At 67.9% G+C, this 14,432-nt stretch carries 12 protein-coding genes; 5 read left to right on the forward strand and 7 right to left on the reverse strand.

From position 1 onward, the window contains the following. Positions 1–74: 74 nt before the first annotated feature. Genes GU920_RS06480 through GU920_RS06505 form a run of 6 tightly spaced genes read right to left on the reverse strand, consistent with a single transcriptional unit; the run spans position 75 to position 7,682 of the window. Entirely contained in the window at positions 75–1,502 is a 1,428-nt protein-coding gene (locus GU920_RS06480) for an MmgE/PrpD family protein (RefSeq protein WP_161766108.1), read from the reverse strand. Beyond that, positions 1,493–3,103 (reverse strand): rhodanese-like domain-containing protein, encoded by a 1,611-nt coding sequence (locus GU920_RS06485; protein ID WP_161766109.1) that lies wholly within the window; start codon positions 3,101–3,103, stop codon positions 1,493–1,495. Before GU920_RS06485 ends, GU920_RS06480 begins: the two co-directional genes overlap by 10 nt. Further along, a complete protein-coding gene (locus GU920_RS06490; RefSeq protein ID WP_161766110.1) occupies positions 3,100–4,611 on the reverse strand; it encodes an MmgE/PrpD family protein in 1,512 nt (503 codons plus the stop codon). The genes GU920_RS06485 and GU920_RS06490 overlap by 4 nt, the downstream gene beginning before the upstream one ends. Continuing rightward, positions 4,608–6,116: a tripartite tricarboxylate transporter permease gene (locus GU920_RS06495; protein WP_161766111.1), complete on the reverse strand. Its 1,509-nt coding sequence runs from the start codon at positions 6,114–6,116 to the stop codon at positions 4,608–4,610. The genes GU920_RS06490 and GU920_RS06495 overlap by 4 nt, the downstream gene beginning before the upstream one ends. Before the next feature lie 33 nt (positions 6,117–6,149). Beyond that, on the reverse strand, positions 6,150–6,692 hold the full coding sequence (locus GU920_RS06500) for a tripartite tricarboxylate transporter TctB family protein (protein WP_161766112.1): 543 nt from the start codon (positions 6,690–6,692) through the stop codon (positions 6,150–6,152). Between the two features lie 15 nt (positions 6,693–6,707). Further along, positions 6,708–7,682, reverse strand: coding sequence for a Bug family tripartite tricarboxylate transporter substrate binding protein (locus GU920_RS06505; RefSeq protein ID WP_161766113.1), 975 nt, complete (start codon positions 7,680–7,682; stop codon positions 6,708–6,710). A gap of 152 nt (positions 7,683–7,834) precedes the next feature. Here GU920_RS06505 and GU920_RS06510 point away from each other — a divergent pair, with 152 nt between their 5' ends. Then, entirely contained in the window at positions 7,835–9,196 is a 1,362-nt protein-coding gene (locus GU920_RS06510; RefSeq protein ID WP_161766114.1) for an MmgE/PrpD family protein, read from the forward strand. A gap of 35 nt (positions 9,197–9,231) precedes the next feature. Here GU920_RS06510 and GU920_RS06515 read toward each other — a convergent pair whose 3' ends face one another. Then, a complete protein-coding gene (locus GU920_RS06515; protein ID WP_235933093.1) occupies positions 9,232–9,993 on the reverse strand; it encodes an SDR family NAD(P)-dependent oxidoreductase in 762 nt (253 codons plus the stop codon). A gap of 144 nt (positions 9,994–10,137) precedes the next feature. Here GU920_RS06515 and GU920_RS06520 point away from each other — a divergent pair, with 144 nt between their 5' ends. Genes GU920_RS06520 through GU920_RS06535 form a run of 4 tightly spaced genes read left to right on the forward strand, consistent with a single transcriptional unit; the run spans position 10,138 to position 14,365 of the window. Then, complete coding sequence (locus GU920_RS06520; RefSeq protein WP_161766116.1) at positions 10,138–10,845, forward strand: FCD domain-containing protein; 708 nt, start codon at positions 10,138–10,140, stop codon at positions 10,843–10,845. Beyond that, entirely contained in the window at positions 10,842–12,227 is a 1,386-nt protein-coding gene (locus GU920_RS06525) for an MmgE/PrpD family protein (protein WP_161766117.1), read from the forward strand. Before GU920_RS06520 ends, GU920_RS06525 begins: the two co-directional genes overlap by 4 nt. A 15-nt stretch (positions 12,228–12,242) precedes the next feature. Beyond that, positions 12,243–13,610, forward strand: a complete 1,368-nt coding sequence (locus GU920_RS06530) for an MmgE/PrpD family protein (RefSeq protein WP_161766118.1) — start codon at positions 12,243–12,245, stop codon at positions 13,608–13,610. Next, on the forward strand, positions 13,604–14,365 hold the full coding sequence (locus GU920_RS06535) for a sulfite exporter TauE/SafE family protein (RefSeq protein WP_161766119.1): 762 nt from the start codon (positions 13,604–13,606) through the stop codon (positions 14,363–14,365). Before GU920_RS06530 ends, GU920_RS06535 begins: the two co-directional genes overlap by 7 nt. Positions 14,366–14,432: the final 67 nt, after the last annotated feature.

A 14,432-nucleotide genomic window follows, 5' to 3' on the forward strand; every position in this document is an offset into this window, starting at 1 on the left:
AGCCCGACGCAAGATTTCTGCAACTGCGAGGGGCGCATAGCTGCATTGCAGCAACGCCCACCCTCGCAGGCTTGTCACGGCAGGAGCGACACCATCCGCGTGCCATCCGCATCGTCAGTGATGCCCCAGATCGCCGCGATCAGCCGGTCCTGTCCCGCAGTGTCGATCACACCCTCGCAGCAGGAGCGCAGCTTCGCCTCCACCTCGGCGTCGCTCATCGGATTGTCGGGGCCACCGCGATAGCGCTCATCCGCCCAGCCCGACACTTCCGTCCCGTCCTTGCGCCGGATGGTGATGCGCGACCGCACCTTGTCGAACCCCATCGCCTCGATCGCCGGATCGTGCTCTGTCCGCACCCGGCGCTGCATCGCCTGCATCTCGTCGGATGCGACAAAGGCATCCGAGAACTCGCGCTTGCCCGCCGCCCGCACCAGCGCGATCATCGACACTTCGGCAGGAAGCGAGAATTTCGCCTCCAGATGGTTCGACGCGATGGGATAGCGGATCGGCTTCAGGATGTTCGTCCCGGCATGAATGGTGATCGTGTCGATCTCCTGCGGCTTCACATCCGCCTCTGTCACCAGCCGCAGCATCAGATCCATCGTCGGATGCGTCAGGATCCCGCAGGGATAGGGCTTGATCGACACGCCCGGATCGGTGATCGACCACGTCTTTCCAAACCCCTGCGCCATCTTTTCGGGCGTCACCCCGCCGCCCATCACGGCCATGAACCCCCACGGCCCGTCAAGCGCTGCCGGATCGGCACCGAACCCCCGCTTGGCCAGCAGCGCCGCCGTCACCCCGTTCTCGCTGGCGCGGCCCACATGCAGGGGCTTGGTCATCGTCCCGAAGTTGCAGCGGATGCCTGCCGCAAGGCTGGCCGCGATGCCGAAGCCCTGCCGCAGCTCTGCCCCGCGCAGCCCCAAAAGCCAGGCCGCCGCGGCAAAGGCCCCGAAGGTGCCCACCGTGCCCGAGGAATGTTTGCCGCTCAGATAATGCTGCGGCAGCATCCATTCCGATATCTTGCTCTCCACCTCGACACCCACCTGAAACGCCGTCATCAGCGCCCGCCCGTCGATCCCGCCCAGCATCTGCCCCACACACAGCGCCGCCGTCAGCGGCGGGATGGTCGGATGGGTAAGCAGCCCGTAAACATGCGCCGGATCGACCGACACCTGCGTGTCGTCCCAGTCATGCGCATGACCTGCCGTCCCCAGCACCCGCGCCGCGATCCCGACCGGCACCCGGATCCCGTCACCACCCAAGAGCCGCGCATCGCCGCGCCCGCCCGTCTCGCGCGCCTCGTCAATCAGGATATGGACGGAATGTTCCTCGCTGCCCGCCGCATAAAGCCCCGCCGCATCCAGCATGCAGCGCCGCCCGATCTGCAACGCGTCGGCCGGAATGTCCCCGTAGCGGGTCGCCTCGATAAAGCTGGCCGCATCCTCGGTGATCGTCATCCCCTCGGGAATACGGGCGAAATCGTTATTGGTCACGGCCATGCTCGGGCTCCTGCGGTCTTGCTGTGAAAAGTCGGATCGGCGGGCCAAGGGTTCAGCCCCGCTTCGGAAAGTCGGTCCAGAAGCCCGGTCTCCCAGGCCAGATAGGCGCGGGCGTCATCAAGGTTGCCCCGATGCCGCCCGGCGCAGAAACGCACCACATCAATGTCACGCGCCGGGTCATCCTGCGCCTCGGTGGCCAGCGGCAGCCCTGCCATCCGCCAGGCCTCGGGTCCGTCCCGGTTCACGCCAAGGACCGACACCCCCATCCCATGCAGGTCCGTCGCCGCTGCACCGGCCAGCGCCGCATCCCCCGCGATCAGCGCCACCCGCGCCCCGCGTGCCAGGCCGATCCTGTCCAGCCTCGGGCGCAGGGCGCGGATCGCCCCCGCCACATGCCCGGCGCGAAACGCCGATGCCGAGCGCAGGTCCAGCAGAACCGCCCCCCCGGCCCGCGCCTGCGCAAGGGCCGGGGCCGCGATGACGGGCGGCTCTGCCACCGCGATCCGACGGGCGGCAGGCGCGATCTCCGGCGGCGCCTCGCGCAGCACATGCGCATCAATCCCCATCCGGCAAAGCCACAGCGCGGCAAAGGCCGCCCGCACCAGATCGGGGTCCCACAGCACCACGCGCGCGCCGCGCACCGCGATGAAACGGTCGGTCTGCTGCACCAGCACCGTGCCGGGTGCGCGCTGGAATCCGGGCGGGGTTTCGCCCTCGTCCTCTGGCCTTGGATCGAAAAGATAGGTCGTCAGCCCGTCATCCCGCAGCCAGCGCCCCAGCGTGGACGCCGCCACTTCGGGGATGCCGTATCGCGCCATCACCGCCTGCGCCCGCGCCCTGCCCGCCGCGCGCGCCGCCGCATCCACCGCCGCATCCAACAGGGGCGCCGCGCGGGCCGCCCCCATCTCGCGCGCGCGTCCCGAAAGCTCCCACCCTTGGGTTCCGTCGCGCAGCGCCATCACCTGCGTCGCCAGACCGAAATCCCGCACCGACTGCGCACCGATGATCGACCGGGTCCGCCCGGCGCAATGCACCACCACGCTCTGCCCGGCCTGCACCATACCGGGCAGGCGCAGCCCAAGCTCGGCATTGGGGCAATTCACCGCCCCGGGCAGGGTAAAGGCGCAATGCTCGGTCCAGGGCCTGCCGTCGATCAGCGCGACGGATGACCCTTCCTGCATCCGGGCCGCCAGCGCCTCTGGCCCGATCTGCGGCACCTCAAAGGCGTGCTCGACCCATTCGCCAAAGGCTTTGGAGAAGCTGTGCTCTCCCTTGAACAGGGGCAGGCCCGCCGACACCCAGCCGGGCGCACCGCCCGCCACGATGGCCACATCGCCCCAGCCCGCACCCGCCATCCGCGCCGCCGCACGCGCAGCGACACCATCCCCGGCATCTAAAAGCACGACCTCCACGCCCCGGCGCGGCAACAGCGCAGGCAGCCGCGCCTCCAGCTGACTGTAGGGCAGGTTGACCGAACCGAAGGGATGCCCCTCTGCGGCTTCGCCCGCCTCGCGCAGGTCGAGAAAGGCCCATTCCCCCGGCCCCCCTCCGCCCCGCAGGCGCTGCATCACCGCAAGAGGCGGGATCTGCGCTGCACTCATCCCCGCACCTGCTCGAACAGGCCGGCAGGCCCCGGCACGATCGGCATCAGGTCGGCCTCGATCCCCAGATCCGCCAAAGCCACCGCCGACAACCCCATCAGCCCGTCCGCCGCCGCAAGAAAAGCCTCCCCCGCCGCAGGGGACACCAGCCCCTCGCTCAGGGTGCGGAACTTGGCGCGATAGTCCTCACCCCCCCACGGGGCCGCGCCGCGCGGATGCGAATCCGCGACCGCCAGCTCCTGCTCGATGATCCGGCCCCCCGCCAACTGGATCACCGCCCGCGCGCCATGCGCCTTGTCAAGCGGGAGCGCCGCATCGAACCGGCGGTTCCATCCGGCATCCTCAACCGTCTGCACCTTGCGCCAGAACGTGACAAAGGCAGGATCGGCGATGCGAACCGGGTCATAGCTCCGGTCGTGATGCCACCACCCATCCACCAGGGCGCGCGCGAACTGGAACGGGGCGGAATGATCCAGCGTCTCGCGCGAGGCTGCGGGATCCCATTTGTCGGGATCGCCCGACCCCGATCCCATCACCATATGGGTCATCCGCTTGGTGTAGAGTTGCACCGACACGACATCGCCCACGTCCCCCACCAGACCGTGCAACCGCAGCGCAAGGTCGATGATCGCCTGCCCGTGATACCCCGCCGAATGGGCCTTTGGCAGGGTGTCGAGGATCGCCCTGCAGGGCTGATCCGGCGCGGGCAGGGTGACCTCGCCGCCCTGGCCCTTCAGAAGCACGGCCAGAATTCCGTAATCCCCTTCATAGATCGGGGATGGCGCGCTTTCACCGCGCATCGCGCGATCCACCGCCTCGATGGCGGTCTTGCCGATATGGCCCGGCGCCGCGGCCTTCCATGTTGAAATCCGCCCCTTGCGGATCTGCCGCGTGGACAGCGACAGATGCGCGGCAAGGTTCACCGCCTCGTAGATCACCGCCACGGGCAGGTGCAGCATCGCCCCCAGCCCCGCCGCCACGGCAGGCCCAAGATGCGCCACATGGTCGATGCGATGGGCCTGCAGGGGCAGCGCCCGCACCAGCGCGGTCTGCACCTCGTAGGCGGTGACGATCCCCCGCACCAGATCGGCCCCGCTGCGCCCCACCTGCTGCGCCACCGCCAGAAGCGGCATGATGCAATCGGCCGGATGGCTTGAATCCAGCGCGAAATAGCTGTCGTGGAAATCCAGTTCCCGCACCGCCGTCGCGTTGGCCATCGCGGCCCATGTGCAATCCACCTGCACCGCTGGCGGCAGCCCGATCACCCGCGCGCCCCCCGCACGCGGGAAACACAGCGCCTGCGCCCGTGCCGCCGCCACCGGCGCGCGGTTCAGCGACGCCACGGCCACCGCCATGTTGTCGATCAGCCGCCAGGCGGCCAGATCGGCCGCCGCAGGGTCCACGGGCCGCGCCGCCGCCGCCAGTTCCGCCAGCTTCCACGCCAGCTGATCCTGCGCGGCGGGCCGCGCCTCGGGGCGGCAGACGCGGACCGGGAAGGTCAGGCTCATCCCTGCGCCCCTTCCGCGACCTTCTTCGCCGCCTTGCGCGCCACAAGGATATCGCGCACCGCCGACCCGACCAGGAACAACACTGCCGCACTCAGCAGCCCGAGCGAGATCGGGGTCTCCCAGAAGATGCGGTGATCGCCCGCCGTCAGTTCCAGCGACCGGCGATAATTCGCCTCGACCAGATAGCCCAGCACAAGTCCGAGGACCAAAGGCAGGAACGGAAAGCCGAACACCCGCAAGAGATAGCCAACCACCCCGAACAGAAGGACCAGATACAGGTCATAGGTGGAATTGTGGATCGAATAGATCCCCGAAAACACCAGCGCAAAGATCGCCGCCATCAGATAGGGCTTTGGCCGGTTCACCAGCCACAGCGCCGGGGTCATCATCAGGATGCCAAGGAAAAGCTGCGAGATATTGGCCACCGCAAGCCCGCCGAACAGGCCATAGACGAATTCGGGTTCCTTCTGGAACAGCATCGGCCCCGGCGTCAGCCCATGGATCAGCATCCCCCCCATCAGAATGGCGGCCGAGTTCGACCCCGGGATGCCAAAGCTCAGCACCGGCACCAGCGCCGTGCAGGCAACGGCGTTGTTCGCCGCCTCGGGCGCGGCGATGCCCTCTTCCGACCCCTTGCCGAATTTTTCGGGCTCTGACGACCAGCGCTTCGCCTCGTTATAGGACATGAAGGCCGCGATGGATCCGCCAGCGCCCGGCATGACGCCTTCAAAGATGCCGACGCCGCTGCCGATCCCCTGCGCCTTCCAAAGCTTGCGCCATGTCTTGAAGCTGGGCAGCTTGATCCGCGTCTGCTTGCCGTCGGTCTTGCCCCAATCGGGCGTGTTCGCCGTCATCATCAGTTCTGACATGGCGAACACGCCGACCATCACGATCACATATTCGATCCCGGTCAGCAGTTCCGGCTCGCCAAAGGTGAAGCGGGTCACACCCGACAGGGGATCGGTCCCGATGGTGGCGATCATCAGCCCCAGCGTGGCCGCCATCATGCCCTTGATCAGCGACCCGTTCGACAGCGACACGATCACCGACAGCCCAAGGATGCCCAGCGCGAAATAGGCCGGGAAGTTGAAGGCCAGCGCCACGCGCGACAGGGGTTCGGTGAACACGATCAGGAAGATCAGCCCGATCAACCCGCCGATCACCCCCGATTGCAGCGAAATGCCCAAGGCCTCGCCGCCCCGCCCCTCGCGGTGCATGTAGTAGCCGTCCACCACCGTCGCCGCCGCCGCATTGGTGCCGGGCGTGTTGATCAGGATGGCCGGGATCGACCCGCCATATTCCGCCCCCACATAGGTGGCCCCCAGCAGAACGATGGCCGTGATCGGATCCATCCCATAGGTGAAGGGCAGCAGAAGCGCCAGCGCGATGGACGGGGAAATCCCCGGCAGCGCGCCCCCGATGATGCCCCAGGCCACCCCGCCGATCGCGGCAAAGATCGCCGGCGTCGTCGTAAGCACGTTGAAGGCGGTGGAAATACCGTCCATGTCGTCAGACCTTTTCAGATTGGGGAAAGGGGATCAGCCCAGAAGCGAAGGCCAGAGCCCCGCAGGCAGCGGGATCGCCAGAAGCTTTACGAACAGCAGGTAGTAAACCAAGGCCACAACCACGGCCACGCCCAGCGTGTAAAGCCCGGCCCGCGCGCCGATATAGACCGCCGTTCCCGCCACCAGCAGCGTGGCGCTCAGCACATAGCCCAGCCACGGCAGGATCAGCAGGTAGACGATGCCGATCACCACAACGCCCGCCGCCTTCAGATGCTCTTGGCGGGTGAAGCGGATGCCCTCTTCCTCGGGGCGTTCGGGCGCGACCGTGGCCGCCGCCCTGCGCGCGGCCCGCAGGAACATCGCCTCGATCAACAGCGCGCGCAGGATAAGCAGGACGCTGAAGAGGATCATGGCAACGGCCAGCATCCGCGGCAGGGCGGCGGCGTTCACCACCCCGTCCAGCGGACTGATCGGAATGTCGCCGGCGGCCCGCCAGTACCACACGCCCAAAGCCAGGGCCGCAAGCCCGATCCACACATCGCGCGGAATACGGAAACGGATCGCCGACGACTGCATCACATATCCCTCCGCTTACTGTTGCAGGATGCCGTACTGGATCAGGAAGGCCTTCTGCTCTTCGGCAAAGGCGGCGAGGAACGGCTCATACTCGGCAGCGGGCATCAGCCGGGGGATCAGGCTCTGCTCCATGTACCAGGCCTTGAAATCGGGGTCCTCCAGCACCTTTGCGATACCCGCAGCCCAGAGATCCTTCACCTCTTGCGGCAACCCTTTCGGCCCGGCGATCCCACGGAATTTCGTCACCACCAGATCGACGCCCTGTTCGCGCGCCGTCTGCAGGTCGGGCAGGTTCGGCAGGCGCTCTTCGGTATAGGACGCCAGCAGGCGGATTTCCCCGGCCTCGATCTGCGGGCCCAGTTCCTGGATCTCGCCGATCGCCACCGCCACCGTGCCGTTCAGCACGGAGATCAGCAGTTCACCGCCGCCGTCATGCGTGATCACGGGCGAGGTCACGCCGGTGATCTCCTTGAACTGCTCCATCACCTGCCGGTCCAGCGATCCGGGCGTCGTCACGCCAAACGGCACCGACGTCGGGTCGGCCTTGGCCGCCTCGATCAGGTCGGCCAGCGTCTGATAGGGGCTGTCGGCCTTCACGAACACGATCTGCGGATCAAGGAACACGTTCACCACGCCTTCCATGTCGGTGAAGTCATATTCCGGGTTCGAAAGCAGCGACGTGTTGATGTAGGTGGGCGTCGTGCCATAGAAGATCGACCCGTCCGCAGGCGAAGTGGCCAGCTTCGCCATGGCATTGGCACCCGAACCCCCGGTCACGTTCTCGACCACGAAGTTCACGCCCATCGCCTTGCCCAGAAAACCCGACATCTCGCGCAGGAACACATCGGTCCCGCCGCCCGCCGACGAATGGGTGACCAGCGTCACCGTGTCATGCGGATAGTCCTGCGCGGAAACCGCCCCCGCCACACCGAACGACAGTCCGGCGGACAGGATCGCGGCACCCGCGATTCGCCCCAATTCAAAACGCATCTTCTCTCCTCCCATGCCGAAACCTACAGCCCCACTCCGCTGCCCATTCCGGACAGTCCCCCACGGACAACGGTGGCTGTTGCGCTTCATCCTGCACCGATCTATCAAAATGTCAATCGTAGACAATCTGCGATCTGCAAAAGAGGCCCCGCATGTCCTGCCCACAGACCGCCCGCGTCGCCGATCACATCGCCACCGCCCTTGCCACCCCCCTCCCGCCCGAGGTGGAGGAAAAGGCAAGGCTCCACCTTCTCGACACGCTGGCCGCCATCCTGTCGGGCGGGCATCTGCCCGCAGGCATCGCCGGGGCGCGCCTCGCCCGGCGTCTGGGTGGCCCGGCCGAGGCGCTGGTGATCGGCTCCGACACCCTTGCCGGGGCTCCGCAGGCGGCGCTGGCCAATGCCATGGCCGCCCATGCCGACGAAACCGATGACAGCCATGTCGGCGGCCGCTTTCACCCCGGTTGCGCCATCGTCCCTGCCGCGCTGGCCATGGCCGAAACGCAAGGCGCAGGCGGCACCGCGCTGTTGCGCGCGATCACGCTTGGCTACGATATCGGGGCCCGCGCCGTCATGGCGCTGGGCGTCCGCTCGGCCGATACCGCGCGCTTTTCCACCCATACGATCGGCGGCAATTTCGGCGCCACCGCCGCCGCCGCCGCCCTTGCCGGGCTGGGCACACGCGGGGTGATGCACGCCCTTTCTTACGCCGTGCAACAGACCTCGGGCGTCCCCTACTGGCGGCGCGACGCCGACCATATCGAAAAGGCGTTCGATTTCGGCGGCCTTGGCGCGCGCAACGGCGTGATGGCCGCGCTGATGGTGCAGGAAGGCTGGACCGCCGTCGAAGGCGTGCTGACCGGCACGCCCTCCTACCTTTCTGCCTTCGCCGAAATGCCGCAACCTGACGCGCTGACCGATGGCCTCGGCACCCGCTACGAAATCATGGGGGCTGCGATCAAGAAATGGTGCGTCGGCTCCCCCATCCAGGCCGCGCTCGATTCGGTCATCGCCCTGATCGAGGCGCACGCGCTGACCGCCGATGACGTGGCCGAACTGCGCGCCATCATGCCCGATGACCGCCTGCACATCGTCGATAACCGCGACATGCCCGATGTCTGCCTGCAGCATCTTCTGGCCATCGCCCTGATCGACGGCACGGTGGGCTTTGCCGCCGCTCATGACCGCGCGCGCATGGCCGATCCCGCCATCCTCGCCCTGCGCAGCCGCATGAAAGCCATTCCAAGCAAGGACTTGACAGAAGCAAGACCACCCCGGCAGGCGATCATCGAGATCGACACGAAGGATGGACGCAGCCTGCGCCATCACACCCGCGCGGTGCTTGGCACGCCCGCCAATCCGATGACCCGCGCGCAGGTCGTGGCGAAGGCGCGCGATCTGATCGAACCCGATCTCGGCCCCGCGCTGACCGGCGCCCTGATCGACGCCATCCTCCAGATCGACCGCCTGCCCGACATCCGCGCCCTGCGCCCGCTCCTGGGCGCTGCCGGCTAAGGGCGGGGGGGGCAACAGCCCCCCCCGCACCCCCCTCAGGGCATATACATCCCGCCGCTCACATGCACCGTCTGCCCGGTCATGAACCGCGCCTCCGGCATGCAGAGCGACAGGATGACAAAGGCCGCCTCGTCAATCTCGCCCTCACGCCCCAGGATCGGGCCGCCCGATCCCATCTCGGGCGAGGCGCCCGATGTGGCCGACCGCTTGCCGCCAATCTTGCCCGGCGCCACGCAATTGGCGGTGATGTTGCGGTCCGCGAATTCCACCGCGATGGATTTCGTCAGCCCGATCAGCCCCGCCTTCCCCGCCGCCACATGCGCCCGCCGCTTGGCGCCCACATGGGCCGACACGCCACCCAGATTGATCACCGTGCCGCCGCCACGCTCCACCATGCTACGCAGCGCCTCGCGGCTGCACAGAAAGGCCCCGTCCATGATCACCGAATTGGTCTGCCGCCACTCCTCCAGCGTCATCTCCAGAAACGGCTTCTCGCCCCGGATGGCGGCGTTGTTGATCAGGATGTCCACCCCGCCAAACGCCTTGCGCGCCACATCGAACACGGCCATCACCTCGGCCTCGACGGTGACATCCCCCAGCGCCACGGCGGCGCGCCCGCCCATGGCGCGGATCTCTGCCGCCACCGCCTCCACCTCGTCCCGCGATTGCCGCGCATGGACGACGACATCCGCCCCCGCCTGCGCCAGGCCCAGCGCCACGGCCCGCCCGATCCGGCGCGATGCCCCCGTGACCATGGCCACCTTGCCCTGCAACGGCCTGTCGGTCCTGTTCAACATTCCCATCCTCCCTGATGCCCGGCGCGCCACATCCCGCGCGCGATCCGTCACCTTTCACTTGCGCATCATTGCCAATTGTTGACAATAGGCAATAACAAGGCACGGCAAGGCAAGGCAGCCGGCACAGAGTTTCGGAGAAAAGGTATGGCAATGATCGCGCGCGGTTCCCTCGACACATCCGAAGCCCTCGACGTGCTTCGCACGTCATCCCTCACCCGCGTGGTGCAAGAGGAAATCGAACGCATCATCCTCTCCGGTGCCTATGCGCCGGGCGAGAAGCTGAACGAAAAGACCCTCGCCGATCAGCTCGGCGTCAGCCGCGGCCCGGTGCGCGAGGCGTTTCAGGCGCTTCACGTGCGCGGTCTGGTCGAGATGATCCCCAATCGCGGCGTCTTCGTGCAGCGCATCTCGCGCCATGACGCGGTGGCGATCTACGATGTGCGCGCTGGCCTCTTCGGCACCGCCTGCCGCCTTCTGGCCGAACGCATTACGACAGCCCAGAGCGCAGAACTCCACGCCCTGATCGCCCAGATGGACGTGGCCGGAAAGAAGCGCGACCTTGATGCCTATTTCCCGCTGAACATCGCCTTTCACACGGCCATCGTTACCGGCACCGACAACCGGATCCTGTCGGAAACCTATTTCGGCCTTGTCTCGCGGCTGCAGCTGTTCCGTGCGCGCGGCCTTGTCCATGGCGGCGGGTTCGAATCCTCCAACATCGAACACCGCGCCATCGTGACCGCGCTGGATGATCGCAACCCGCATGCCGCCTTCGAGGCGGGCTTCGCCCATGTGCAGGCCGGCAAGGCGCGCATCCTCGCTTCGGGCGATCCGCAACAGGGCCGGACATGACGGCCCACCCGCCCCCGCCCGGCGGCGCGCTGGCCGAAACCTACGCCGCCTGGCTCTGTAACCTCACGCTCTCCGACATCCCCGCCGCCATGCAACAGGTCGCCACGCTCGACCTGATCGACGCTGCGGGCCTGTGCATCGCCGCGCGGGGCGAGCCCTACATGGCACAGGCCACCGCCGGCTGGGATACGGATGGTCCGTGCACCGCGCTCGGCCATACCCGCCGCCTCGATGCCGCGGGCGCGGCCTTCGCCAACGGCATCGCCATCCATGGCGAGGATTTCGACGACACGCTCGAAGGCGCGCCGATCCGCGTGGGCGCCATGACGATCCCTGCCGCGCTTGCCGCCGCGGAACGCTTCAACCTGCCCGGCGAACGCGCCACGCTGGGCATCATCGCGGGGCTGGAAACCGTCTGCCGCCTGAACCACATCGCCCCCGGCGCGATCCATCGCGCGGGCTTCCACCCCGTCGGCGTGATCGGCGCCCTCGGCGCGGCAGCGGCGGCGGGCAAGACGCTGGGCCTTGACGCCGCCCAGCAGGCCGCCGCCTTTGGCATCGCGGGCAGCATGGCATCGGGCATCCTCGAATACCTGTCCGAAGGGGCGTGGACCAAACGCCTCCACCCCGGCTGGGCCGCCCAATCGGGCCTGCGCGCCGCCCTGCTGGCCCGCACGGGCTTTTTCGCCCCGCGCACCGTGCTCGATGGCGCGCACGGCTTTTTCCACGCCTTCGCCCCCACCGCCACGCCCGATTTCACCCACCTGACCCGCGATCTGGGGCAGGATTGGTATGCCCAGCGCATCGCCTTCAAACCCTATGCCTGCGGCACGATGATCCACCCCTATATCGACTGCATGATCCGCCTCGCCGCCACCGGCATCCGGGCCGATCAGATCCGCGCGATCACCTGCCCCACCGGCGAAGGCCTCGTCCACCGCCTGTGGGAGCCACTGCCCGCCAAGCACCGCCCGCCCTCGGGCTATGCCGCGAAATTCTCGATGCCCTTCTGCATGGCCGTGGGCTTTTTCGATGGCGATGCGGGGCTGGCCCAATTCACCGATGCCCGCGCCGCCGACCCGGCCGTCCTGTCTCTGGCAGCAAAGATCACCTATGTCATTGATCCCGCGAACGAATACCCGCGCAACTATTCCGGCCATATCCGCGTGGACACCACCGATGGCCGCCACATCGCGCTGGATCAGCCGCATATGCGCGGCGGCGTCCGCGAACCGCTGACCGACAGCGACATCCGCGCCAAGGCGCTGGCCAACTGCCGCCACGGCGGCTGGTCCGACGCGCAGGCGCACCGCCTGATCGACTGGGCCGCCACCCTCGCCACCCAGCCCGACATGACCAGCCTTTCGGCCTTTGCCAGCTAATCCACGGGAATACAGATGACCGATCTCACCGTCTCCGAACGCCTCGCCGACTGGCTGGCCGATTTCGACCTTTCCACCGTCCCCGCCGCCGCCCGCCGCGCCGCCGCCGACACCATCCTCGATACCGTCTGCCTGACCGTCGCCGCGCTGGAAACCGATTACGGCCGGTCCGTCCGCGCGGCCTTTCCCGATCCCGGCCCCGCCACCGTCTGGGGCCTGCCCGAGGGCCGCGCCCCCGAAGCCGCCGCCGTGATCAACGGCACCTGCGGCCATGGCGAGGATTACGACAACACCTTCGAAGGCTGCCCCGTCCATTCCGGCGTGGTCATCATTCCCGCCCTCCTCGCCGCCGCCGAACGCTACGGCCTTTCGGCCACCGACACCGCCCGCGGCATCGTCGCGGGGATCGAGGTGATGTGCCGCCTCGGCCTTGTCGCCGACAAGGCGGTCCACAAGGCAGGCTTCCACCCCACCGCCGTCCTCGGCGCCATGTCCGCCGCCGCGGGCGTGGCCACCGCCCTGCGGCTGGATCGCACCGCCATCCGCAACGCGCTTGGCGTGGCGGGCTCCACCGCCTCGGGCATCATCGAATATCTCGCCGATGGCAGTTCCACCAAACGCCTGCACGCCGGATGGGCGGCACAGGCCGGGATGCGCGCCGCCGCACTGGGGGCGGCAGGCTTCACCGGCCCCACGACCGTGTTCGAAGGCGATCATGGCTTCTTCTACGCCTTCTCCACCCCCCGCGCGACCGACTTCGCCCCGCTGGTGGATGACCTCGGCACCCGCTGGGAAGCCGCCCGCCTCGCCTTCAAACCCTTCGCCTGCGGGACCATGACCCAACCTTACGTCGATGCCGCCATCGCACTGGCCCGCCGCGGCATCCGGCCCGAAGATGTGGTCCGCATCACCTGCGACGTGGGCGAAGGCACCGTCCACCGCCTGTGGGAACCGCTCGCCCTGAAACAGCAGCCACCCACCCCCTATGCCGCCAAATTCTCCGGCCCCTACTGCCTTGCCGCTGGATGGGTCTGGGGCGATGCGGGGCTTGCGCAGTTCACCGAAACCTCCGTCCGCGATCCCCGCGTCCTGTCGCTGGCGGCCAAGGTCAATTTCCGCATCGACCCGGCCAACGAATACCCCGCCAATTACACCGGCCATATCAAGGCCGAACTGGCCGACGGCACCATCGCCGAATCCTTCATCCCCTGCCTGCGCGGCGGCGCCCGCGCGCCCATGACGCGCGAGGACCTCTTGGTCAAGGCCCGCGCCAACCTCGCCTTCGCGGGCCGCGACAGCGCTGCCGCCGACCGCCTCGCCAGCTGGGCCGACGCGCTGATGGAGGGCACAGGCACCCCCACGTCGGGCCTCTTGCGGTGCTGACCGAGGCGCAACTTCTCGCCGGCCAGATCACCCCCGCCATCGCGCTCGCCGGGATGGTCGTCTGCTTCTTCGCGGGTATGCTGGGGGGGTTGTCGGGCTATGGCGCGGGGTTGCTGGTCACGCTTTTCATCGCCCCCATCGTCGGGCCAAAGGCGCTGATCCCGATGATGTCGGTCCTCATGCTCGTGAACAACGCCAGCCGCGTGTGGTTCTATCGCCACGCGCTCGACCTGCCCACCGTCGCCAAGATTTCCGCCATCGCCATGCCCATGTCCTGGCTGGGGGCCGAGCTTTACGTCCGCCTCGAGTCCGAGATAATCCAGACGATCCTCGGCATCGTGCTGATCCTGTCGGTGCCGCTGCGCCGCTGGATCGACCGGGCCCAGATCAAACCCGGCCCCGTCGCCGTCTACGGCATCGGCGCGACCTATGGCTTCCTCGCCTCGCTCATTGTCGGCGCGGGCATGCTGATCGTGCCCATGCTCATGGGCATCGGCTTTGCGGGGCCTGCGCTTCTTGCCACCGATGCTGCCATCGCGGTGGTGACCAACCTCTTCAAATCCGTGGTCTTCGGCGCGCTCGACGCGCTGTCGCTGGCGCATTTCGTGCTCGCCCTGATCCTCGGCCTCTGCACCATTCCCGGCACGGCCTGCGCCGCGTGGATCGTGCGCCGCACCAGCCTCAGGCTGCACACCTTCCTGATCGAAGGGCTGATCCTCGCAGGCGGCATCGCCATGGTCGCGGGCCTGATCTGACACCCGCCGCCGCGATCCGCCCCGACCCACATAATCGCGCCTGCCCCGACCGATCCGTGATCCGCGG

The sequence above is a fragment of the Paragemmobacter ruber genome (assembly GCF_009908315.1).
Taxonomy (GTDB): domain Bacteria; phylum Pseudomonadota; class Alphaproteobacteria; order Rhodobacterales; family Rhodobacteraceae; genus Paragemmobacter; species Paragemmobacter ruber.

Excerpts from the sequence above, each read along its gene's own strand:
- GU920_RS06500 (WP_161766112.1), bottom strand. The coding sequence starts at position 6,692 with ATGCAGTCGTCGGCGATCCGTTTCCGTATTCCGCGCGATGTGTGGATC.
- GU920_RS06490 (WP_161766110.1), bottom strand. The coding sequence starts at position 4,611 with ATGAGCCTGACCTTCCCGGTCCGCGTCTGCCGCCCCGAGGCGCGGCCC.
- GU920_RS06505 (WP_161766113.1), bottom strand. The coding sequence starts at position 7,682 with ATGCGTTTTGAATTGGGGCGAATCGCGGGTGCCGCGATCCTGTCCGCC.
- GU920_RS06515 (WP_235933093.1), bottom strand. The coding sequence starts at position 9,993 with ATGTTGAACAGGACCGACAGGCCGTTGCAGGGCAAGGTGGCCATGGTC.
- GU920_RS06485 (WP_161766109.1), bottom strand. The coding sequence starts at position 3,103 with ATGAGTGCAGCGCAGATCCCGCCTCTTGCGGTGATGCAGCGCCTGCGG.
- GU920_RS06480 (WP_161766108.1), bottom strand. The coding sequence starts at position 1,502 with ATGGCCGTGACCAATAACGATTTCGCCCGTATTCCCGAGGGGATGACG.
- GU920_RS06530 (WP_161766118.1), top strand. The coding sequence starts at position 12,243 with ATGACCGATCTCACCGTCTCCGAACGCCTCGCCGACTGGCTGGCCGAT.
- GU920_RS06510 (WP_161766114.1), top strand. The coding sequence starts at position 7,835 with ATGTCCTGCCCACAGACCGCCCGCGTCGCCGATCACATCGCCACCGCC.
- GU920_RS06520 (WP_161766116.1), top strand. The coding sequence starts at position 10,138 with ATGGCAATGATCGCGCGCGGTTCCCTCGACACATCCGAAGCCCTCGAC.
- GU920_RS06495 (WP_161766111.1), bottom strand. The coding sequence starts at position 6,116 with ATGGACGGTATTTCCACCGCCTTCAACGTGCTTACGACGACGCCGGCG.
- GU920_RS06525 (WP_161766117.1), top strand. The coding sequence starts at position 10,842 with ATGACGGCCCACCCGCCCCCGCCCGGCGGCGCGCTGGCCGAAACCTAC.